This is a genomic window from Paenirhodobacter sp., from assembly GCF_047600745.1.
Taxonomy (GTDB): Bacteria; Pseudomonadota; Alphaproteobacteria; order Rhodobacterales; family Rhodobacteraceae; genus Rhodobacter.
The window spans coordinates 1,095,788-1,117,111 of the sequence record NZ_JASGKI010000004.1; the positions used below are offsets into that span (position 1 = coordinate 1,095,788).

At 67.2% G+C, this 21,324-nt stretch carries 23 protein-coding genes; 8 read left to right on the plus strand and 15 right to left on the minus strand.

Annotated elements, in window-relative coordinates:
* Positions 1-23 precede the first annotated feature (23 nt).
* Both QM789_RS14095 and QM789_RS14100 read left to right on the plus strand, forming a co-directional pair.
* On the plus strand, positions 24-1,247 hold the full coding sequence (locus tag QM789_RS14095; RefSeq protein WP_420352499.1) for a class I SAM-dependent RNA methyltransferase: 1,224 nt from the start codon (positions 24-26) through the stop codon (positions 1,245-1,247).
* A 65-nt stretch (positions 1,248-1,312) separates the two neighbouring features.
* Positions 1,313-1,816 (plus strand): L,D-transpeptidase family protein, encoded by a 504-nt coding sequence (locus tag QM789_RS14100; RefSeq protein WP_420352500.1) that lies wholly within the window; start codon positions 1,313-1,315, stop codon positions 1,814-1,816.
* Between the two features lie 217 nt (positions 1,817-2,033).
* Here the strand turns inward: QM789_RS14100 and QM789_RS14105 are convergent, their stop codons facing one another.
* Together QM789_RS14105 and QM789_RS14110 are read right to left on the minus strand one after the other, a co-directional pair.
* A complete protein-coding gene (locus QM789_RS14105; RefSeq protein WP_420353318.1) occupies positions 2,034-2,666 on the minus strand; it encodes an IS630 family transposase in 633 nt (210 codons plus the stop codon).
* Positions 2,654-2,881 carry a hypothetical protein gene (locus tag QM789_RS14110; RefSeq protein WP_420350218.1) on the minus strand — a complete coding sequence of 76 codons (228 nt, stop codon included), beginning with the start codon at positions 2,879-2,881 and terminating at the stop codon, positions 2,654-2,656. Before QM789_RS14110 ends, QM789_RS14105 begins: the two co-directional genes overlap by 13 nt.
* Positions 2,882-3,224: 343 nt before the next feature.
* Here QM789_RS14110 and QM789_RS14115 point away from each other — a divergent pair, with 343 nt between their 5' ends.
* Positions 3,225-3,407, plus strand: a complete 183-nt coding sequence (locus tag QM789_RS14115) for a hypothetical protein (protein WP_420352501.1) — start codon at positions 3,225-3,227, stop codon at positions 3,405-3,407.
* Positions 3,408-3,568: 161 nt separating this feature from the next.
* Here the strand turns inward: QM789_RS14115 and der are convergent, their stop codons facing one another.
* From der to QM789_RS14140, 5 genes are all read right to left on the minus strand, one after another.
* A complete protein-coding gene (der, locus tag QM789_RS14120; RefSeq protein ID WP_420352502.1) occupies positions 3,569-5,122 on the minus strand; it encodes a ribosome biogenesis GTPase Der in 1,554 nt (517 codons plus the stop codon).
* A gap of 45 nt (positions 5,123-5,167) precedes the next feature.
* Entirely contained in the window at positions 5,168-6,478 is a 1,311-nt protein-coding gene (locus tag QM789_RS14125) for a PQQ-binding-like beta-propeller repeat protein (protein ID WP_420352503.1), read from the minus strand.
* A gap of 19 nt (positions 6,479-6,497) precedes the next feature.
* Positions 6,498-7,172 carry a hypothetical protein gene (locus QM789_RS14130; protein ID WP_420352504.1) on the minus strand — a complete coding sequence of 225 codons (675 nt, stop codon included), beginning with the start codon at positions 7,170-7,172 and terminating at the stop codon, positions 6,498-6,500.
* Between the two features lie 28 nt (positions 7,173-7,200).
* Complete coding sequence (locus tag QM789_RS14135; protein ID WP_420353319.1) at positions 7,201-9,027, minus strand: ABCB family ABC transporter ATP-binding protein/permease; 1,827 nt, start codon at positions 9,025-9,027, stop codon at positions 7,201-7,203.
* Positions 9,028-9,090: 63 nt separating this feature from the next.
* Entirely contained in the window at positions 9,091-10,149 is a 1,059-nt protein-coding gene (locus QM789_RS14140; RefSeq protein ID WP_420352505.1) for a LysM peptidoglycan-binding domain-containing protein, read from the minus strand.
* Between the two features lie 105 nt (positions 10,150-10,254).
* Between QM789_RS14140 and QM789_RS14145 the strand changes: the two genes are divergently transcribed.
* Positions 10,255-10,806 carry a TIGR00730 family Rossman fold protein gene (locus QM789_RS14145; RefSeq protein WP_420352506.1) on the plus strand — a complete coding sequence of 184 codons (552 nt, stop codon included), beginning with the start codon at positions 10,255-10,257 and terminating at the stop codon, positions 10,804-10,806.
* On the opposite strand, the gene rarD is transcribed toward QM789_RS14145, so the two are convergent.
* Together rarD and QM789_RS14155 are read right to left on the minus strand one after the other, a co-directional pair.
* Positions 10,796-11,671 carry an EamA family transporter RarD gene (rarD, locus tag QM789_RS14150; RefSeq protein ID WP_420352507.1) on the minus strand — a complete coding sequence of 292 codons (876 nt, stop codon included), beginning with the start codon at positions 11,669-11,671 and terminating at the stop codon, positions 10,796-10,798. The two genes, QM789_RS14145 and rarD, sit on opposite strands and share 11 nt — an antisense overlap.
* 64 nt (positions 11,672-11,735) lie before the next feature.
* The gene (locus QM789_RS14155; protein WP_420352508.1) at positions 11,736-12,335 is read right to left on the minus strand and encodes a superoxide dismutase; all 600 of its coding nucleotides are present in this window, start codon (positions 12,333-12,335) and stop codon (positions 11,736-11,738) included.
* 183 nt (positions 12,336-12,518) lie between these two features.
* On the opposite strand from QM789_RS14155, the gene QM789_RS14160 reads away from it, so the two are divergent.
* Positions 12,519-12,836, plus strand: coding sequence for a DMT family transporter (locus QM789_RS14160; protein WP_420352509.1), 318 nt, complete (start codon positions 12,519-12,521; stop codon positions 12,834-12,836).
* A gap of 2 nt (positions 12,837-12,838) precedes the next feature.
* On the opposite strand, the gene QM789_RS14165 is transcribed toward QM789_RS14160, so the two are convergent.
* The 4 genes from QM789_RS14165 to QM789_RS14180 are packed head-to-tail and all read right to left on the minus strand — an operon-like array spanning position 12,839 to position 17,909.
* Positions 12,839-13,387, minus strand: a complete 549-nt coding sequence (locus QM789_RS14165; RefSeq protein ID WP_420352510.1) for a sarcosine oxidase subunit gamma — start codon at positions 13,385-13,387, stop codon at positions 12,839-12,841.
* Positions 13,380-16,331 (minus strand): sarcosine oxidase subunit alpha family protein, encoded by a 2,952-nt coding sequence (locus tag QM789_RS14170; protein ID WP_420352511.1) that lies wholly within the window; start codon positions 16,329-16,331, stop codon positions 13,380-13,382. The genes QM789_RS14165 and QM789_RS14170 overlap by 8 nt, the downstream gene beginning before the upstream one ends.
* A complete protein-coding gene (locus tag QM789_RS14175) occupies positions 16,328-16,651 on the minus strand; it encodes a sarcosine oxidase subunit delta (protein ID WP_420352512.1) in 324 nt (107 codons plus the stop codon). The genes QM789_RS14170 and QM789_RS14175 overlap by 4 nt, the downstream gene beginning before the upstream one ends.
* Before the next feature lie 10 nt (positions 16,652-16,661).
* Complete coding sequence (locus QM789_RS14180) at positions 16,662-17,909, minus strand: sarcosine oxidase subunit beta family protein (protein ID WP_420352513.1); 1,248 nt, start codon at positions 17,907-17,909, stop codon at positions 16,662-16,664.
* Positions 17,910-18,109: 200 nt separating this feature from the next.
* On the opposite strand from QM789_RS14180, the gene ccmI reads away from it, so the two are divergent.
* The 3 genes from ccmI to QM789_RS14195 are packed head-to-tail and all read left to right on the plus strand — an operon-like array spanning position 18,110 to position 19,957.
* The gene (gene ccmI, locus QM789_RS14185; protein ID WP_420352514.1) at positions 18,110-19,345 is read left to right on the plus strand and encodes a c-type cytochrome biogenesis protein CcmI; all 1,236 of its coding nucleotides are present in this window, start codon (positions 18,110-18,112) and stop codon (positions 19,343-19,345) included.
* Positions 19,342-19,812: a Holliday junction resolvase RuvX gene (gene ruvX / locus QM789_RS14190; RefSeq protein ID WP_420352515.1), complete on the plus strand. Its 471-nt coding sequence runs from the start codon at positions 19,342-19,344 to the stop codon at positions 19,810-19,812. Before ccmI ends, ruvX begins: the two co-directional genes overlap by 4 nt.
* Positions 19,802-19,957 (plus strand): DUF1289 domain-containing protein, encoded by a 156-nt coding sequence (locus QM789_RS14195; RefSeq protein WP_420352516.1) that lies wholly within the window; start codon positions 19,802-19,804, stop codon positions 19,955-19,957. Before ruvX ends, QM789_RS14195 begins: the two co-directional genes overlap by 11 nt.
* Here the strand turns inward: QM789_RS14195 and QM789_RS14200 are convergent.
* Positions 19,954-20,730, minus strand: a complete 777-nt coding sequence (locus QM789_RS14200; RefSeq protein WP_420352517.1) for an SDR family oxidoreductase — start codon at positions 20,728-20,730, stop codon at positions 19,954-19,956. The two genes, QM789_RS14195 and QM789_RS14200, sit on opposite strands and share 4 nt — an antisense overlap.
* 99 nt (positions 20,731-20,829) lie before the next feature.
* Positions 20,830-21,261, minus strand: coding sequence for a nuclear transport factor 2 family protein (locus QM789_RS14205; RefSeq protein WP_420352518.1), 432 nt, complete (start codon positions 21,259-21,261; stop codon positions 20,830-20,832).
* Positions 21,262-21,324: the final 63 nt, after the last annotated feature.

Here is a 21,324-nt window from a genome sequence, read left to right on the forward strand (position 1 = left end):
CCCGCGCCAAAGGAGCCGCCGCCATGACCTTTACCATCGACCGCCTTTCACTCCACGCCGATGGCGTGGCCCGCACCGCCACCGGCACCGTCCATGTCGCCATGGCCCTGCCGGGTGAGGAGGTCGAGGGCGAGGTGATCGACGGTCGCATCGCCGCGCCGCGCATCCTGACGCCCTCTCCCGACCGGGTGAAACCGCCCTGCCCGCACTACCGCGCCTGCGGCGGCTGTGTGCTGCAACATGCCTCGGACGGGTTCGTCGCGCGCTGGAAGGCCGAGGTGGTGCGCACGGCGCTGGCCGGACGGGGGATCGAGGCGGTGGTCGAGGCGGTCGAAACCTCGCCGCTGCATTCGCGCCGCCGGGCGACGTTTTCCGGACGGCGCACGAAGAAGGGCACGCTGGTCGGCTTCCATGCCCGCGCCTCGGATACGGTGGTCGAGGTGCCCGGCTGCCTGATCCTGCGCCCCGAACTGAGCGCCACGCTGCCCGCCCTGAACGAAGCCACGGCGGCGGGCGCCTCCCGCAAGGGCGAGGTGAGCTTTGCCCTGACGCTCTCCGAATCGGGGGTGGAGGTCGCGGCAAGGGGCGGCAAGGACATCGACCCCGCGCTGTTCGCCGATCTGTCGGCCATCGCGCATCGCCACGATCTGGCGCGGCTGAGCTGGGGCAGCGAGGTCGTCGCCGCCCGGCGCCCGGCGCGGCAGGTGTTCGGTCGGGCCCGGGTCACCCCGCCGCCCGGCGCCTTCCTGCAAGCCACAGCGGAGGGCGAGGCGGCGCTCGTCGGCTTCGTGCGCCACGCGGTGGGGCGCGCGGGTCGGGTGGCCGATCTGTTCGCGGGCTGCGGCACCTTTGCCCTGCCGCTGGCCGAAACCGCCGAAATCCATGCCGTCGAGGGCGAGGCCGCCATGTTGACGGCGCTCGATACCGGATGGCGGGCCGCGCAGGGGCTGAAGCGCGTGACGCATGAGGCCCGCGACCTGTTCCGCCGCCCGCTGCTGCCCGACGAGATCGACCGTTACGATGCCGTGGTCATCGACCCGCCCCGCGCGGGCGCCGAGGCCCAGGTGCGCGAGATCGCCGATTCGCGCCTGCGCCGGCTGGTCCATGTCTCGTGTAACCCGGTCACCTTCGCGCGGGACGCGAAAACGCTGGTGGATGCCGGGTTTTCCATCACCCGGCTGATCGTGGTGGATCAGTTCCGCTGGTCCGATCATGTCGAGCTTGCAGCCCTGTTCACGCGCGATTAGGGACTTCGCGCATAAAACCACATCTGCTAGGGTGTGGAAAAACGAGCAGTGAACACAGGCAAACCATGCAGCGTCGCACCCTTCTGATGGGGCTTTCGGGCCTTACCCTTCTGGCATCCTGCGGAGGGGATTCGGCGAAGTTCCTTCCCTATACCGGGCCGAAGATCACGCAGATCCAGATCTACAAGGCCGAGCGGAAGATGTATCTGATCTCGATCGACAAGGTGGTGAAGGAATACAAGATCGCCCTGGGCGGCAATCCGGTCGGCAAGAAGCGGTTCGAGGGCGACGGCAAGACCCCCGAGGGCCTGTATTTCATCGACCGGCAGAACCCGCGTTCCGCCTATCACCTGTCGATCGGCATCTCCTATCCGAACCCGCAGGACCGCGCCTATGCCGAATCGCAGGGGCGCAAGCCCGGCGGCGACATCTTCATCCACGGCCGGGCGGGCAAGGACAAAGGCCGCGGCAAGGACTGGACCGCAGGCTGCATCGCCGTCACCGACCGGGAAATCGAGGACATCTACAAGATGGTCTCCGTCGGCACCCCGGTCTGGATCTTCCCCTGACCCCCGGATCAGCGAGTCGGACTTCCTCCGCCGAGTCTGTCGCCGGTGCGTCTCCGCGCCGCGCGATGTTCACCCTCCGGACGCCGGTCGGGGTTGTTCTGCGCTGAGTGATGACCGCCATCGCGGATTTTCGGTGCCGCACGACGACCGGAACCGATCCGGGCGGTGGCCGGTGTTTTTCGGGGGGTCGGCGGGGTTCGGTTAGAGCGTGTTGCCGTCAATCAGCCTCATATCCTGCCGCTCTGAAGTAGTTGTAGCACTCCTCTTCCGAGAAGAGGTTGCAGAGCTGTCCGACGGCATTCCATAGCTGATCGTAGGTTCGTGCGGCTGCCTTTCGGATCAGGGATTTCAGCTTGGAGAACGCCATTTCGATGGGGTTAAGGTCGGGGCTATAGGGCGGCAGAAACAGGAACCAGGCGCCAATGCCGCGCAGGGCGGTCGCTGCGCCGGGGCTTTTGTGGCTTGAGAGGTTGTCCAGGATGACCACATCTCCGGGGCGCAGGGTCGGCACCAGCTGTGTTTCGATGTAAAGGGTGAACACCTCGGCGTTCATTGCGCCGTCGAAGACCCACGGGGCGTCCAGCCGGTCATGGCGCAAAGCCGCAACAAAGGTCTGGGTTCGCCAGTGGCCGAACGGCGCGTGATCGACCAGGCGCTGCCCGCGCGGCGCCCAGCCGGTGGGCTTCGCCATGTTGGTCTTGATCGAGGTTTCGTCGACGAAAGCCAGCCGTTCCAGATGATTGGCCATGAATGTCTGGCGTTTGGCAATCCAGATATGTCGCTTGTCGGCGACGTCCTTGCGCTTCTGTTCAAGCGCCTGAAGATCTTTTTTGTGTGTCAGACCCGCCAGACGGTGGCGCGGTGGACGGCGATGCCATGCGTCTCAGCCAGCTCCGCGACCAACTCGTCGAGCGTGATCTCGCCCTTGGCGGCGACGCGGGCCTCGATCCACTCGGTCGCGCCCGTCAGCTTGCCCTGCCCGCCGCCGTTGCCTTGCCGCCGCGGCGCCAGCGACCCGGTTTCATGGCGGAGCCGGACCAGATCGTTGACGAATTTCGGGGACACCCGGAAATGACGCGCCGCTTCGCGGTGCCCATGGCCTCCATCGACATACCCAACAACTCGCGTTCGCAACTCTATCGGATGTGATTTGCCCATCGGCGACCCCCATATCGGCTTCAACAGAAGGGAATCACAACACAACCAAGCTGGGAAGCATGAATCCGAAAGGCAGAAACACGCTCTAGTGCCGGGTGGCGTGGCCGACGCTCGGCCCCTGCCCCCGGACACCGGTCAGGGCTTTGGCAGGATGGCCACCCTCGGCACCTTCCCGGGACACTGGTGCGCGGCACGGATTGCCGCCCGCCGCGCCAACCACTATCTTCGCCGACGATGAACGGAGGATCCCATGAAAACCGCAATCGTGTTCGCACTCGCCCTTATCGTCGCCGGATGCGGGCGGGAAGCGCTGGATGAACTGTTCTCCCGCGAGGCCACCGCGGACTGTCAGGCGCAGGGCCTGACCGAGAGCATGGACGGCTTCAAGGACTGCTACAACGCGGCCTATGCCAAGGCCCGCGACGTGCGCTGACCCCGGGACCGAACACCAGAATACCCGCCCCCGGATAGCCCACCGCTGTCGGCGTGCCCTGGTCCGTCACCCTGGGTCAACTCTGGCTGCGTGGCCAGCATGCTGCGGGCTCGCGCTTGGCGATCCCGCAGCATGCCAAGGGCGCATGGCGGCCAAAAGGCTTATTTCTTCGGCGGGCGCTGCCCCTTCGGCTTGGGCTTGTCGGGCCGGACCGTGCCGCCGGGGACGACGCCGCCCACGGATTTGCCCTTCCGTTCGGCGGCCTTGCGCGCCTCGACGTGTTTGGTCAGCCGCGAGGGGATCGACTTCTTCCGGTCCTTGTAGGGGTTCTTCGTCCCCTGATCGCGGAAGAACAGCCGAATTGGCGTGCCCGGCATGTCGAAATCTGTCCGCAGCCCGTTCACCAGATAGCGCGCATAGCTGTCGGGTAGCTTGTCGGTATGGGTCGCCATGACGACAAATCCCGGCGGCCGGGTCTTGGCCTGGGTCATGTAGCGCAGCTTGATCCGGCGCCCGCCCGGCGCGGGTGGCGGATGCGCCTCGGTCATCGCCTGAAGCCAGAGGTTCAGCTTCGCCGTCGAGATCCGGCGGTTCCAGACCTCATAGGCCTTGATGATCGCGTTATGCAGCCGGTCGAGCCCCTTGCCCGTCTTGGCCGAAACCGTCACCAGCGGCGCACCCCGGAGCTGCGGCAGGGAGCGCTCGAAACTCTCGCGCAGTTCCTTCAGCTTCTCGGGCTTGTCCTCTTCGAGATCCCATTTGTTCGCGGCAACGACCACCGCCCGGCCCTCGCTTTCGGCCAGATCGGCGATCCGCAGATCCTGCACCTCGAACGGGATATTGACGTCGAGCAGCACCACCACCACCTCGGCGAAGCGCACCGCGCGCAGACCGTCGGCCACCGACAGCTTTTCCAGCTTGTCGTTGATCCTGCCGCGCTTGCGCATCCCGGCGGTGTCCCAGATCCGCATCGGCGTGCCCATGAACTCGGTCGAGACCGAGATCGCATCGCGGGTGATCCCGGCCTCCGGCCCGGTCAGCAGCCGGTCCTCGCCCAAGATCTTGTTGATCAGCGTCGATTTTCCGGCATTCGGCCGCCCGATCACCGCCAGTTGCAGCGGCTTCGCGGCGGTGGGCATCCGGAAGGTGCCCTCCTCCTCGGAATCCTCTTCGACCTCGACATCCGTTTCGGGCATGTCCGCCGCATGCTGCGCCGCGAACCGGTCGGCCAGCGGTTGCAGCACGTCATAGAGATCGTCGAGCCCCTCGCCATGTTCGGCGGAAATCCGGATCGGTTCGCCAAGGCCCAGCCCCCAGGCCTCGATCGCCCCGGCATCGCCCGCGGAGCCTTCGGCCTTGTTCGCGGCCACGATCACATGCGCGTTCTTGCGGCGCAGAATGTCGGCGAAAATCTCATCCGCCGGGGTCACGCCCACCCGCGCGTCGATCAGGAACAGGCAGATGTCCGCCTCCTCCACCGCGCGTTCGGTCAGGCGCCGCATCCGGCCCTGAAGGCTGTCATCCTCGGCGAGTTCCAGCCCCGCCGAATCAATCACGATGAAACGCAGGTCGCCCAGCCGCGCATCGCCCTCGCGCAGGTCACGCGTGACACCGGGCTGGTCATCGACCAGCGCCAGCCGCTTGCCGACCAGACGGTTGAACAGCGTCGACTTGCCGACATTGGGGCGGCCGACGATGGCGAGGGTAAAGCTCATGATGCGCTCCTTCGGGCGAAGAAGCCCCTTTATACGCGATTCACGTCAACGGAAAGCCAGAAGGTTGCCATCCTGCGACAGGACATAAAGCGTGCCGCCCGCGACAACCGGATCCGAGGCCGCCCCGCCGGGGATTTCCGCCTCGCTCACCAGATTGCCGGAGACCGGATCGAACACCCGCAGCTTACCGTCCGACGAGGCCACGAACAGACGGTTCCCCGCCAGCACCGGCCCGTAATGCACATGGATCTGGTTCTGCTTCTTCGTCTTTTCGGTGGTGTAATAGGGCAGGTCATGGGACCAGACCACCGCGCCCGACCCGGCATCGAGCCGCACCAGCCGCCCCTGATCGGACACGAGGAAGATCGCCCCGCCCGCCACCTGCGCCGGGGAATTCGGCCCTTCGGCCGCGGTCCAGATCCGGTCGCCCGAATTCATGTCGAAGGCCGAGAGCTTGCCCGCCGAAGACCCGGCATAAAGCGTGCCGCCGACAATCACCGGCTCCCCGGTCAGGTCGGCGACGATCGTATAGGCCCGCCCGGTGCGCCCGCCCGCGACATGCGACATCCAGAGCGTCAGACCGTTGCCCTTCAGCGCGCCGACCAGCTCGCCCGTGGCATAGGGCATGACCACCGCCCGGGCATCCACCGCAGGCGCAGAAACGCCCGTCATCGAGGCCCGCGCGGGCGCCGCGCCCATCTGCCACAGCACCTTGCCATCCGCCGCGCGCACCGCCCATCCGGAGCCGTCGCGCACCGAGACATAGACCACGCCATCGGCCACCGTGGGCGCGCCGCCGATTCCCGCATCGAAATCCTGCCGCCAGACCACCGCCCCCGTCGCCGCATCCAGCGCGACCAGTTGCGCATAGCCCGAGGTCACATAGAGCCGCCCGGCGTCATAGGCGAGCCCCGCGCCCGAGGCATCCGCCGCCCGGTCCCCCGGCGGCGTCACCGACGCCTGCCAGACCCGGCCGCCATTCGTCGCCGTCGCCGTCACCAGCCCGCGGCTGTCCACGGTGAAGATCCGCCCGCCGGCCACCACCGGTTCCGCCACCAGACGATAACGGCGGCTGTTGCCCTCGCCGATCGGCGCGGTCCAGACGAGCGTGGTCCCCGCCCCGATCGCGGCATTGGTCAGGTTGTGCGCCGCATTGCCGCCGCGCTGCGGCCAGTCGGCATTCGCGCGCGGTGCGGGCAGGCTGATCGGGCGGGCGGTATTGGCGGGCTTTTCGCTCGCCACGCCCGTCATCACGTCCCGCGGGTCCAGCCGTTCACCCGGCAGGACGACTTCCTTTTCGCAGGCCGCAAGCGTTGCAGCCATGCCCAGCACAGCGATTCCGTGGATCAGCCTCACCGCTCTTCTCCCTGCCTCATCACTCAGCCGGAACCGCGGCGGGGGCCGGGGCCGGGGTCACGGGGTCTCCGCCAAGGGCCACAATCAACTCACTCGCGCGCTGTTGCAAGCCCGGTATCAGCCCGGCATCCATCAGGATTTCGCGCGCCTTCGCGATGGCGCCTTCCTTGTCGCCCGCCGCCAGCGCCGCGACCGCCTGTTGCTCGACCGCCAGCAGCCGATAGGGCGCGCCGGGTTTCGCCAGGTCGGACAGCAACGCACTGCGCTCGGCCTCGGGCAGCTTGTCGCCGCCCACGATCACCGCCTTCAGCCCGGCCATCTCGCGCAGGTTGCGCGGCAACGTCTGGTCGCCATAAACGGTTTTCAGCGCGGCCAGCGCCTCATCCGTCCTGCCGTCGCGAAGCGCCTGCGCCGCCGTCGTCAGCTTCACCAGCGCGCCCTGCGTCCCGCCTGCGGGAATCGCATCCAGCATCTGCTGCGGATTCTCGGCCTGCAACGCCGCCATCAACTGATCGCCGAAGGCGCGCGCGTTCTCCCGCTGCCCGGCCTTCTGCCATTCGAACCAGGCCGCGCCGCCGACAAGGGCGATGACCCCCACCACGCCGATCCAGCCATATTTCCGGAACAGCGCGAAAAGCCGGTCGCGGCGAACCTCTTCGGTCACTTCGTCGATAAAGCTGTCGGTCTGGCTCACGGGGCGGCTCCTTCGGGTTTGGCCCGTTCTACACGGAACCCGCGGCCCTTGCCAAGGCGGGCGGTTGATCGTCCTCGGCGGATTGGCGCGCCCACATCGCGGCATAACGCCCGTGGCGGGCCAGAAGCTCGGCATGCGTCCCCTGTTCGACGATCCGGCCCTTCTCCAGCACCACGATCCGGTCGGCCTCGGCAATCGTGCTCAGCCGGTGCGCGATGGTAATCACGGTGCGCCCGCGGCCCATCGCCTCAAGGCTTTCCTGGATGTCATGCTCGGTCTGGGTGTCGAGCGCCGAAGTCGCCTCGTCCAGCAGCAGGACCGGCGGGTTCTTGAGCAACGTCCGCGCGATCCCCACCCGTTGCTTCTCGCCGCCCGACAGTTTCAGCCCGCGCTCCCCCACCGCCGTGTCATAGCCCTCGGGCAGCGACATCACGAAATCGTGGATCTTCGCGGCCTTCGCGGCGGCGATGATCTCTGCCTCTGTCGCCTCCGCCCGGCCATAGGCGATGTTGTAGCGGATCGTATCGTTGAACAGCACGGTATCCTGCGGCACGACGCCGATCGCGGAATGCAGGCTTTCCTGCGTCACGCCGCGAATGTCCTGCCCGTCAATCCGGATCGCCCCGCCGGTCACGTCGTAGAACCGGAACAGGAGCTTGCCGATGGTCGATTTCCCCGACCCCGACGGCCCGACCAGCGCCACCGTCTGCCCGGCGGGCACCGTCAGCGACACGCCGCGCAGGATCGGCCGCGTCGGGTCATAGCTGAAGGTGACCTGATCCAGAACCACCTCGCCCCCCGTGACCTTCAGCGCAGGCGCGCCCGGAACATCGGTGATCTCGGCGGGCTGGTGCAGCAGGTCGAACATGTCGCCCATATCCACCAGCGCCTGCCGGATTTCGCGGTAGACCGTGCCAAGGAAGCCCAGCGGCATGGTGATCTGGATCATATAGGCCTGCACCATGACGAAATCGCCCACCGTGAGCGTGCCCGCCTGTACCTCGACCGCCGCCATCACCATCACCACGACCAGCCCGACCGTGATGATCAGCCCCTGCCCGAAGTTCAGGAAGGCGAGGCTCAGCCCCGTCTTCACCGCCGCGCCCTCATAGATCCGCATCGAGGCATCGTAGCGCTCGGCTTCGCGCGCCTCGGCGCCAAAATACTTCACGGTCTCGAAGTTCAGCAGGCTGTCCACCGCCTTCTGGTTCGCCGCCGTATCGGCATCGTTCATCCGCTGCCGGATCGCCACGCGCCATTCCGTGACCGCGAGGGTGAACCAGACATAAAGCCCGATCGTCACCACCACCGCCACCGCATAGCGCCAGTCGAACATCACCGCGAAGATCACCGTCACCAGCGTCAGCTCAAGGATCAGCGGCCCGATGGAAAACAGCAGGAAGCGCAGCAGGAACTCCACCCCCTTCACACCACGCTCGACGATCCGGCTCAGCCCGCCGGTCTTGCGCGTGATGTGGTAGCGCAGCGACAACGCATGGATATGGCGAAAGGTCTCCAGCGCCAGCTTGCGCAGCGCGCGCTGCGCCACCCGCACGAAGACCGCATCGCGCAATTCGCCAAAGCCGGTCGAGGCCAGCCGCGCCACCCCATAGGCCACCGTCAGCGCCACCGCCCCCAAGGGCAGCAGCCAGCCCTGCGCCTGCGCCGGACCCGCCAGCGCATCCACCGCCGCCTTGTACAGGAACGGCGTCGCGACCGAAATCACCTTGGCCAGCGCGAGCAGCACCAGCGCCCCCACCACGCGCCGCTTCACCCAGCCCTCCCCCTTCGGCCAGAGGTAGGGCACGACGGAGCGGATGGTGCGGGCGTTGCGCGCGCGTTCGTCGGCACTCATGCTGCCGGATTGGGTGATCTGCGAGGGGGGCACGGCTAATCTCTGATGTCAGGCGGGCCTTACCTAATCCGGATCCCCCGGTTGTCCAACCCCCTGATGGACCGGAAGGGTAAAGACCTGCCCCGGATAGATCAGGTCCGGATCGCGGATCTGATCGCGGTTCGCCTCGAACACCCGGACATACATCAGCGGATCGCCATAGGTATCGCGCGCGATCGCCCAGAGCGTCAGCCCCTTGCCGATCACCACCATCTTCGGCCCCTTCCCGGCCTCGGTGCGCAGGACTTCGGGGGCGGCGGTCTCGAATTCGGTCTCGGCGCGCGCGACGACCCGGCCCTGTGCGTCCAGCGCATCGACCCGCAGCAGATGCGGCCCCGGACGTGTCACCGGCAGCGACATCCGCCACGCGCCCCCGGCGCCGGGCGCCGTCAGCCCGGCCTCCGCCGTATCGACATAGGCGCGCAGCACCACCCCCGACGGAGCGCCGCGCCCGGAAATCTCCACCCGTCCCGTCGCGTCAAAGGCCAGCGTGTCGATCACCAGATCCGCCGAAGCGGGGGCCAGAACCCGCACGCCCTCCTCTTCCGACAGGATCGGCGTCTCGGCCAGCGCCTCGGCCTGCACGACATGCTCCGCCGCCACGGTCACGGGGCTTGGCGCGACGGTCAGGCTCTGGCCGCCATCGCGCGCGACACCCCCCGCCGTCACCCGCAGCGTCAGCACCCGCGCATTGGCCGAAGGCTCCGCCAGCAGGACGGAGGCGAACCGGCCATCCGCCCCCGCCGTCACCGTATCGGCGACAGCCCCATCCAGCAGAACCTCGACCCGCGCGCCCGGCACCGTTTGCCCCGCCACCGTCACCGCCCCATCCGGCGACGCGCGCAACATGTCGAACCGCGCCACGGGGGCGGGCGTCTCCGGCACAGGGGCCGGGACAGCAGCGGCCTGCGGCACAGAATCCGCCACCCCGGGGGCAACGGCGGCCCGCGGTGCGGGAACGGCAGGTGCAGGCGCCTCCGGCCGGGTCATCGCCCAGATGCCGAGCCCGACCGCCAAGAGGGCCAGCGCCGCCAGCCCGCCCCTCAGCGCCGCCGCGCCGGATCCGCCCTGCCCCTCTGCCATCGTCCGCTCCCCGCCATCTTGAGCCCTGCCATCTGACCCGGTATCACGCGGCAAAGCAACTCCCCCGCGCACCCGAGTCGATGCCGGTTCCGGAAAGGACAAGCCATGAGCCACTCCGTCTGCGTCTTCTGCGGATCGCGCCCCGGCGCGCAGCCCACCTATATGCAGGCCGCGCATCAAACCGGGGCGGCGCTGGCCGGGCGCGGCTGGCAACTGGTCTATGGGGCGGGCGATGTCGGCCTGATGGGAGAGGTCGCGCGGGCGGCGCAGGCGGCGGGCGGGCGCACCTTCGGCGTGATCCCCGAACATCTGTTCCCGCGCGAGGTCGGCAAGCGCGACCTGTCCACCTTCGTCGTCACCGAAACGATGCACGAGCGCAAGAAGGTCATGTTCATGAACTGCGACGCGATCGTGGTGCTGCCGGGGGGCGCCGGATCGCTCGACGAATTCTTCGAGGTGCTGACCTGGCGCCAGATCGGCCTGCATGAAAAGCCGATCGTGGTGCTGAATACCGGGGGCTACTGGGATCCGCTCGCCGCGCTGATCGAGCGCATCATCGGCGAGGGCTTCGCCGATGCCAGCCTGCGCAGCTTTGTCACCTTCGCGCCGGATGTGCCCGCGATGATGGCCGCGCTCGACGCCGCCTTCAGCGCCTGAACCCCGCCGCCGAATAGATCGCCAGCGCCAGCCAGATCACCGGGAAGGCGATCATGTGCCAGACCGTCAGCGGCTCGCCGAACAGGAAGACCGCAATGAGGAACTGCAACGTTGGGTTGACGTAGAACAGGATGCCGAGCGTGCCGAGCTTGACCCGCTGCGCGCCATAGGCGAACAGCACCAGCGGCCCGCCCGTCAGCACGCCCGAGATCATCAGCAGGAGCGTGGTCGTCCAGTCCGAGCCGAACGCCCCCGACCCCGCCGGAACGCCCCAGCCCCAGTGCAGCGCCGCGAGCCAGGCGAGCGCGAAGGGCGTCAGCAGCGCGACCTCCCCCGTCACCGTGATGTCGGAGGGGAAATGCAGCCCCTTCTTCACCATGCCGTAAAGCCCCATCGTCACCGCCAGCGTCATCGCGATCCAGGGCGCGACGCCCAGCCCCCATGTGAGGAAGCCCACCGCGACCGCCGCCAGCCCCACCGCCAGCGCCTGCGCCCGGCCCAGCCGTTCGCGGAACACCACCGCGCCAAGCGCCACCGCCACCAGCGGGAAGATGAAATAGCCAAGGCTCGCCTCGACCACATGGCCATAGGTCACCGACCAGATATAGACGAACCAGTTGAGCGAAATCGTCAGCGCCGCCAGCGCGACCAGCGCCACCGACCGCCCGGTCAAGAGCCGCCGCAGCACGCCGATCCGCCCCTGCGCCAGGATGATCGTGCCGAAGAAGGCGAAGGACCAGACCGTCCGATGCGCCAGCACCTCGATCGGCGGGACATGGCTGAGCCATTTGTAATAGATCCCGCACACACCCCAGATCACGCAGGTGGAGAGGATGGCCAGAAAGCCCTTGGTCGTTTCGCTCATATCCTACCCCCACAGGAAAGGCCCGCTGCCGGGGCAGCGGGCCTTCTGTCGCATGTGCCGCAGGTCAGAGACGCGAGGCGACGTTTTCCCAGTTCACCAGCTTGTCGAGGAAGTTGGTCAGATAGGCCGGACGCTTGTTGCGGAAGTCGATGTAGTAGGAATGCTCCCACACATCGACGCCCAGAAGCGCGGTCTGGCCGAAGCAGAGCGGGTTCACGCCGTTTTCGGTCTTGGTGACCTTCAGGCTGCCATCCGCATCCTTCACCAGCCAGGCCCAGCCCGAACCGAATTGCGCGGCACCGGCGGCGGCGAAGTCTTCCTTGAACTTGGCGACCGAGCCGAACGCCTCGACCAGCGCCTTTTCAAGTTCGCCCGGCATCTTCTTTTCGCCCGGCCCCATCATTTCCCAGAACTGGGTGTGGTTCCAGTGCTGCGAAGCATTGTTGAAGATCCCGTTCTGCGCCACGGCGCCGGCCTGATAGGTGCCCTTGACGATCTCTTCGAGCGGTTTCGATTCCCACTCGGTGCCCGCGATCAGCTTGTTGCCGTTGTCGACATAGGCCTTGTGGTGCAGGTCGTGGTGATATTCGAGCGTTTCCTTCGACATGCCCAGATCGGCGAGCGCGTCATGGGCATAGGGAAGGGCGGGAAGTTCGAAAGCCATGGTTCATCCTTTCGCGAAGGTTTCCGTTGCCCCTATAGAAGCCCGCATTTTCGCAAGGTCAAGGGCAAGGCGCGGGTTCCCGGCACAGATCGCCTCCGCTATACTCCCCGGCGCGAGGCAACGTCCTCCCCCCGTCAGGGGCCGATGTCCGGGACGGCCCGGCCCTTTTGACGGAGAACTCTCATGCCCTGGATCTTTCTGGGTATCGCCGGATTGCTTGAGGTAGTCTGGGCGCTGCTGATGAAACAGTCGAACGGTTTCACCCGGTTCTGGCCCACGGTCGGCACGCTGATCTTCATGCTCGGCAGTTTCGGACTCTTGTCCGTGGCAATGCGGTCGCTGCCGCTTGGAACCGCCTATACGGTCTGGACCGGGATCGGCGCGGTCGGAGCCTTTGCCGTCGGTATCGCCTTTCTGGGCGAACAGGTCTCGGCAACGCGGGTGATCGCGGCCGCCCTGATCGTGGGCGGCCTGATCCTGATGAAACTGTCCTCCGATTGAGGTCAGAAGATCTCGCCACCCTTGCGCGAGGCCGCTTCGAGCAACCCGAAGACATAGCCCGCGACGGAGCGGAAGCAGATCAGCCGCAGTTCCTCCGGCCCCGCGCGCCACAGCGCCACGCCCGTTTGCGCGGCGCGGGTGCGGCGCATCTCGCCCTGCGGCAGGGTGGCGAAATCGACGGGGCAGAGCTTCATCAGCACCTCGTCGCCCTTCGCCCCCGTGATGGTGAAGACCGACCGCATGTCGGACACATCCACCACCAACGCATGTTCGGCGCTCAGCGCTGCGGACAGATCCGTCACCACCTGCCCGGCCTCTTCATAGGCACAGAAGATCAGCAGCTCGTCCGGGCTCATCCAGGCGGCAAGCCGCCCTTCGCCCACCACCTGCCGCTGACCCGGGACCGAAAGCCCGAGCGCGGCCAGCGCACCCGCCAGCGCCGCCGACCCCAGATCGGCGCGCAGCGAGACCATGCCCACCGGCCCCGCCTCGGCCACCGTGGCAAAGCCCGTCTGGCTGCGCCCCTTCAGCGCGGAAACCGCCTCAGACATCGGCCTTCTCCCCTTCCTTGTCGTAGAAGCACGGATCGACGATGCGTGCCTTGACGCTGACATCCTTGCCGATGAATTCCAGCACCTCGCCCATCCGCTCCGGCCCATGCACCACCAGACCCATCGCGATGCCCTTCTTCAGCGTCGGCGAATAATAGGTCGAGGTCACGCGGCCCTGGGTGTTGCGCTGGCCGCTTTCGTTGCTGCCATCGGCCACGGCATAGATGCCATCAGGCAGCACCGAACCGTCGAGCGTTTCCAGCCCCACCAGCCGCAGCCGGTCCTTCGAGGCCATGAAGCTGCGTTCCTGCGCGCGCTTGCCCAGATAGTCGGCCTTCTTCTTCGAGATCGCCCAGCCGAGGCCCAGATCCTGCGGGATCACCGTGCCGTCGGTTTCGTCGCCGATCATGATGAAGCCCTTCTCGGCGCGCATGACGTGCAGCGCCTCGGTGCCATAGGGCATCATGCCGAATTCGCGGCCCGCGGCGATGACCTTTTCCCAGAAGGCCGCGCCCTTGTTCGCGGGCACCGCGATTTCATAGGACAGTTCCCCCGAGAACGAGATCCGGTAGACCCGCACCGGCGTATCGGCGAGCGTGCCATCCGCCCAGGTCATGAACGGCAGCGCCGCCTTCGACACATCCATCCCACCGAGCTTTTCCAGCACCTGCCGCGCCTTCGGCCCGACCACGGCGATCTGGGCATATTGCTCGGTCAGGTTGGCGGTATAGACCTTCCAGTCCCACCACTCGCATTGCAGCCAGTCTTCCATATGGGCATGGATCCGGTCCGCCCCGCCCGAGGTGGTGTGGCACAGCCAGGTATCCTCGGCGATCCGCGCAACAACGCCATCATCCATCAGGAAGCCGTTTTCGTTGCACATCAGCCCGTAGCGGCATTTGCCCACCGGCAGGGTCGACATCATGTTGGTATACATCATGTCGAGGAATTTCCCCGCATCCGGCCCCTTCACCACGATCTTGCCCAGCGTCGAGGCGTCCAGCACGCCCACGTTCGTGCGGGTGTTGATAATCTCGCGCGAGACCGCATCGGCATGGGTTTCCCCGGCCTGCGGGTAGCAATAGGGACGGCGCCAGAAGCCCACGGGCTCCCAATGGAAATTCTGCGCCTCATGCCAGTCCTGCATCGCCGTGCGGCGGCGGGGCTGGAACAGTTCGCCCCGCGCCTCGCCCGCCATGGCACCAAAGCTGATCGGCGTATAGGGCGGGCGGAAAGTGGTGGTGCCGGTGGTCGGGATCGCCTGCCCCAACGTATCGGACAGAATCGCCAGACCGTTGATGTTGCTCAGCTTCCCCTGATCCGAAGCCATGCCGAGCGTGGTATAGCGCTTGGTATGCTCGACCGAGGTATAGCCCTCGCGCGCGGCAAGTTCGACGTCCGAGACCTTCACGTCGTTCTGGTAATCCAGGAACGCCTTGAACCGCAGCGCCTGTTTCGCGCCCGCAGGCATCACCCAGACCGGAGTGATCGGCGCTTCGGCCTCGACCGTGGCGCTCAGCCCGGCCTCCGCCGCGATCGCGTCGAGCGTCAGGTGACCGTTGGCCGCCCCCACCGCCCGCACCAGCACCGCGCCATCCGGCCCGGTCGGCGCGCGGCTGGCATCGGGGCGGAACATCGCCGCCGCCTCGTCCCAGATCAGCTTGCCGCCCAGATGCGAGAACAGATGCACCACCGGCGACCAGCCGCCCGACATCGCGACGCAATCGCAATCGAGCGTTTCGGTCACGCCGCCTTCGCCCGCCTGCGCACAGACCTGCACATGGGTGACATGCTTGCCGCCCAGCACACCGGCAATGCCCCGGCCCTCCAGCACCTGAACGCCGCGCGCCCGCACCTGCTGCGCAAGCTCGCCCGCCGCGCGGTCCCGCGCATCGACCACCGCAACCACCGTCAGCCCGGCATCCAGCACGGCCAGCGCGGTGCGATAGGCGTCATCGTTGTTGGTCACGACCACGACGCGATCCCCCGGACTGACCGCCCAGTTGACGATATAGTCGCGCACCGCCCCGGCCAGCATCACGCCCGGCACATCGTTGCCCGCGAAGGCCAGCGGCCGTTCGATCGCCCCGGTCGCCGCCACGGTTTCCCCCGCCCGGATCCGCCACAACCGATGCCGCGGGCGGCCATCGCCCGGGGTATGGTCGGCCACGCGCTCGTAGCAGATCGCATAGCCGTGATTGTGCAGCCCGGCGACCATCGTGCGCGCCATCAGCCGCACGTTCGGCAGCTTGCGCAGTTCCGCCAGTTGCGCCTCGATCCAGTCCTGCGGCGCCTGACCCTCGATCAGCCCGCCATCGACAGGCGCGCGCCCGCCCCAATGCGGCGTCATCTCCATCACGATCACGCGCTTGCCCTCGGCCCCGGCCTTCAGCGCCGCGGCAAGACCCGCGACCCCGCCGCCCGCGACCAGCACATCGCAATAGCCATAGGCCTGTTCGTAACGGTCCGGATCGGCCTCCTTCGCCGCCGTGCCAAGGCCCGCGGCCTTGCGGATCACCGGCTCGAACAGATGCTTCCACGCCGCCTTCGGCGCCATGAAGGTCTTGTAGTAGAAGCCCGCCGGGAACAGCTTGCCGACCATGTTGTTGACGATGCCGACGTCGAATTCCAACGAGGGCCAGTGGTTCTGGCTGGTCGCTTCGAGCCCGTCGAACAGCTCCGTCGTCGTCACCCGCTGGTCGGGCTCCTGCCGGGCGTTGCGGCCCAGGTTGACGAGCGCGTTCGGCTCTTCGGAGCCGCTCGCCACCACGCCGCGCGGGCGGTGATATTTGAACGACCGGCCCATCAGGACCTGACCATTCGCCAACAGCGCGGCGGCGAGGCTGTCGCCCGCGAAGCCGCGCATCGGCTTGCCGTTGAAGGTGAAACCCATCGGCCGGGCGCGGTCGATCAGGCGACCGCCCTTGGACAGACGCGTGCTCATTGCCAGCCCTCCCATTCCGGGCATTTTTCCTTGATTTTGGCGACCAGATCCGCGGGCGGTTCCGTGGTCTGCGCGGGATAGGTGCCATACACCTCCAGCGTCACGGTATCGCGCGCGGCGAGGAACCACTTGCCGCAGCCGAAGCTGTGCCGCCAGCGCTCGAAATGCACGCCTTTCGGGTTCTTGCGGGTGAACAGATAGCCTGCGAATTCGTCATCGGTGGATCCCGGCCCGAAACGCTTCAGATGCGCCTCGTGGCCATAGGTGAGTTCCGTTTCCTCGGCGGTGACACCGCAGCAAGGGCAGGTCAGGGTCAGCATGTCTTGCTCCTCAGTGTGCCACGCCGGCGGCGACGGATTCGTCGATGAACCGGCCTTCCTTGAAGCGGTCGAGGCTGAACGGCGCGGCCAGCGCCCCGGGTTCGCCCTTCGCCACCAGTTCCGCCATCGCCCAGCCAGAGCCCGGGATCGCCTTGAACCCGCCGGTGCCCCAGCCGCAATCCATGAACATGTTCCGCACCGGCGTCTTCGAGATGATCGGCGAGTGGTCGCCGGTGATGTCCATGATCCCACCCCATTGCCGCAGCATCTTCAGCCGCGAGATGATCGGATAGGTCTCGACCAGCGCGCGGGTGGTTTCTTCGAGCGTATACCACGAGCCGCGCTGCGTGTAGTTGTTCGGATGGTCGATGCCGCCGCCCAGCACCAGTTCGCCCTTGTCCGACTGGCTGATGTAGCAATGCACGAGGTTCGCCATCACCACCACGTCGATCACCGGCTTGATCGGCTCGGACACCCAGGCCTGCAACGGGCAGGCTTCGATCGGCATCCGGAAGCCCGCCATGTTCGCCAGCACGCCGGAATGGCCCGCGACGACACCGGCCAGCTTGCCGCAGTCGATCTGGCCCTTCGTCGTGTCGATGCCCTTCACCTCGCCGTTTTCGACGCGGATGCCCGTGACCTCGCATTGCTGGATGATGTCCATCCCCATCGCGTCGCAGGCGCGCGCATAGCCCCAGCATACGGCATCGTGCCGCGCGGTGCCGCCGCGTTCCTGATACAGCGCGCCAAGGACCGGATAGCGCGGCCCGTCGATGTTGATGATTGGCACCAGTTCCTTCACCCGCTCGCGCGAGATCCATTCGGTCTTGATGCCCTGAAGCGCATTGGCGTGGACGGTGCGCTTGTAGCCGCGGATTTCGTGTTCGGACTGCGCCAGCATCAGCAGGCCGCGCGGGCTGAACATCACGTTGTAGTTCAGATCCTGCGACAGCCCCTCATAAAGCTGCAACGCCTTTTCAAAGATCGCCGCCGAGGCGTCCTGAAGGTAGTTCGAGCGGATGATCGTGGTGTTGCGCCCCGAGTTGCCGCCACCAAGCCAGCCCTTCTCGATGATCGCCACGTTCTTGATGCCATGCACCTTGCCCAGATAATAGGCCGTGGCGAGCCCGTGGCCGCCCGCGCCGATGACGATGACGTCATAGCGCTTTTTCGGCTCGGGGGCGCGCCAGGCACGCTCCCACCCCGCATGGTAGCGCAGCGCCTCGCGCGCCACGGCGAAGATCGAATACCGTCTCATGCGTTCCCTTTCGAGCGACGAATCCCTGTCGCGCGGTCGCCCCGCGTTCTGCCATCTTGATGGACCGGGCGGCGCGGGAAAAGCCACACCCAAGCGGCATCGCCGGGAAAAAAGCGACATCCTTCCGATGCGACATTCCGCGCCCGCCCTTCCGCCCCCGGCGCAAAGGTCTTAGATCGGGGCAAGGACAAGGAGACGCCATGCTGTTCTGGATCGTTGCCGCCGCGCTGACCGTGGCGATTGCCGCCCTTTTCGGGCTGGCGATGCTGCGCCGCCACCCGGCGGAAGAGGACACCACCGCCAGCCATGACATGCAGGTCTATCGCGACCAGCTGGCCGAGGTGGAACGGGATCTGACGCGCGGCGTTCTGGCGCCCGCCGAGGCCGAGCGCGCCCGGATCGAGATTTCGCGCCGCATGCTGGAGGCAGACCGGCAGGAACGCGCGGGGGCGGGCCTTGGCGCGCGCGCCGGGGCGGCGCCGCGCGGAGTGACGATCGCCGCCTTCGCGGGGGTGGCGCTGGTGCTGCTGGGCGCGTTCGGGGGCTATCTGACGCTGGGGATCGCGGGCTATCCGGATCAGCCGCTGGCGGAGCGGATCGCTTCGGCCGAAGAGCTTTACCGTTCCCGCCCCACGCAGGACGAAGCCGAGCGCCGTGCCGCCGCGACGCGCCCCGCCCTGCCCGCGCCCGATCCGCAATTCACCGAACTGATGGACAAGCTGCGCTCCGCCGTGGCGCAGCGGCCGAACGATCCGGTGGGGTTACAGCTTCTGGCACGCAACGAAATGATCCTGGGCAATTACACCGCCGGCTGGCAGGCGCAGCGTCGGCTGATCGCGGTGAAGGGCGACACGGCCACGGCGGCGGATTATGCCCAGTTGGGCGAGGATATGGTCGTCGCGGCGGGCGGGCTGGTGACGAAACAGGCGGAGGAGGTCTTTGCCACCGCCTTGCAGAAAGACCCGCGCGAGGGGCTGTCGCTTTACTACATCGGGTTGATGATGGCGCAGAACGGGCGCGGCGACCGGGCGTTCCGGCTGTGGGACGGGCTGATGCGCAACACCCCCGCCGATGCACCCTGGCAGGAGCCGATCCGGCAGAACATCCGCCAACTGGCCTGGGTCGCGGGCGAGGAGAATTACCAGATGCCGGGCACCGGCCCAAGCGCGGAGGACATGCAGGCCGCCGCCGGTCTGTCCCCCGAGGAGCGGATGGAATTCGTGCGCGGCATGGTCGAGCGGCTGAACGACCGGCTGGCGGCTCAGGGCGGGCCGGTTGCCGATTGGGCGAAGCTGGTGTCCTCTCTGCGGATGCTGGGCGAGGTCGAGCGCGCCAATGCCATCGCCACCGAGGCGCGCGGCAAGTTCGCCGCCGACCCCGCCGCGGTGAAGATGATCGACCAGGCGCTCGCCGCCCCAGCCGGAGCCGTGCAATGATCTGCGCCACGATGGAGGATTTCGCAGCGGCGCTGCCGCGCATCGGGGCGGTGGCGGGGCTGGACCTTGGAACCAAGACGATCGGCGTCGCGGTCTCCGACCTGCGCCGACAGGTGGCAAGCCCCCTGCGCACGATCCGGCGGGAGAAATTCACGCTCGACGTGGCGGAACTGCTGAAGATCGTGGCGGAGCGCGAAATCGCCGGGCTGGTGCTGGGCCTGCCGATGAACATGGACGGGAGCGAGGGGCCGCGCTGCCAATCCACCCGCGCCTTCGCCCGCAATCTGGAGAAGCTGACCCCGCTGCCCATCGCCTTCTGGGACGAACGGCTGTCCACCGTCGCGGCGGAGCGCGCCATGCTGGAGGCGGATCTGTCGCGCAAGAAACGCGCCGAGCGCATCGACAATGTGGCCGCCGGGTTCATCCTGCAAGGCGCGCTGGACCGGCTGAGCTACCTTGCCGGTTGAAACGCCCTGCATCCGGACCTGTCGGATCGCGCCGGACAGCGGGCTGTGCACCGGCTGCAAACGCACGATCGACGAGATCATGCGCTGGCGCGACATGACGCCCGAGGAGCGCAGGGCGGTGATGGCCGCCCTGCCCGCCCGCTAGATCGAGATATTCGCCGCGCCGCCGTCGAGCATCAGGTTCTGCCCGATGATGAACCCCGCATATTGCGAACACAGGAAAGCACAGGCGGCGCCGAATTCCTCGGGCGTGCCGTAGCGCCCGGCGGGAATGGTCGCGGCGCGTTCGGCGGCGGCCTCGGCCAGCGTGATGCCCTTCGCCTGCGACACCGCCGTATCGAGCGAAACCGCCCGGTCCGTCGCATGGATGCCCGGCAGCAGGTTGTTGATGATCACGCCCTTGCCCGCCACCTGCCGCGACGTGCCCGCAACAAATCCCGTCAGCCCGGTCCGCGCCGTGTTCGACAGGCCCAGCTGCGCAATCGGCGCCCGCACCGCCGCCGAGGTGATGTTCACCACCCGGCCCCAGCCGCGCGCGATCATCCCCGGGATCACCGCCTGCATCATCGCGATCGGCGCGAGCATGTTGCCGTCGAGCGCCTTGATGAAATCCTCGCGCGACCAGTCCGACCACAGGCCCGGCGGCGGCCCGCCCGCGTTGTTGACCAGAATGTCCACCTCACCGGCGGCGGCAAGCACCCGTTCCCGCCCCTCCGCCGTGGTGATATCCGCCGCAACCGGCGTGACCCGGACGCCAAGCGCCGCGATCTCCGCCGCCGCCGCCTCCAGCGCCTCCGCCCCGCGCGCGTTCAGGATGATCTCCACCCCCGCCTCCGCGAGCTTTTCGGCGCAGCCACGCCCCAGCCCCTTCGACCCCGCGCAGACAATGGCCCGCTTGCCCCCGATCCCCAGATCCATGATGCCCTCCTGTCTTTGCCCCATGCCTACCACGATCCGCAGGCTCTGGAACAGCGCCACATGCGGGGCCTGCGCCCGCCAAAGGCCGCTGACGGTCGATCAAACAATGCCGTGCCGTTTCAGGAGAGCCTGCTCATCGCCCGATACCCAGCCGAAAACTCTCGGCTCTCCGTTCAACATCTGAACCAGATAGTGAACGTCGAAGGCTATGGTCGCATCCGGCCGTTCCTTGCGGATATAGGTGCCAACCCAGGCGACATGAGCCACGCAATGAAGCTCATCTATCGCCGAGAGGCGAATATTGCGTATCCGCATTTCCTTCGTTCCGACCGCCCGATAGTGATCGTAGCCCTGTGCCATCGCCCCTCTGAACTGGTCATCATTTTTCCCTGTCCGCACACCTGCCGGGCCAGCCCCTACGAATTCGGCAGAATACAGCGATGCGAGTTCTTCCAGATCGACATCACCATGAAGGGCCCGGTTGAAAAATCCCTCGTAGCGTTGGAACAGCGCCCGCACCTTGTTTTCCATGACTCCCCCCTGCCCGCTTCGGGCGCCAGCATGACAAAGCGGGGGAGAACAGCCAAGCCCGCC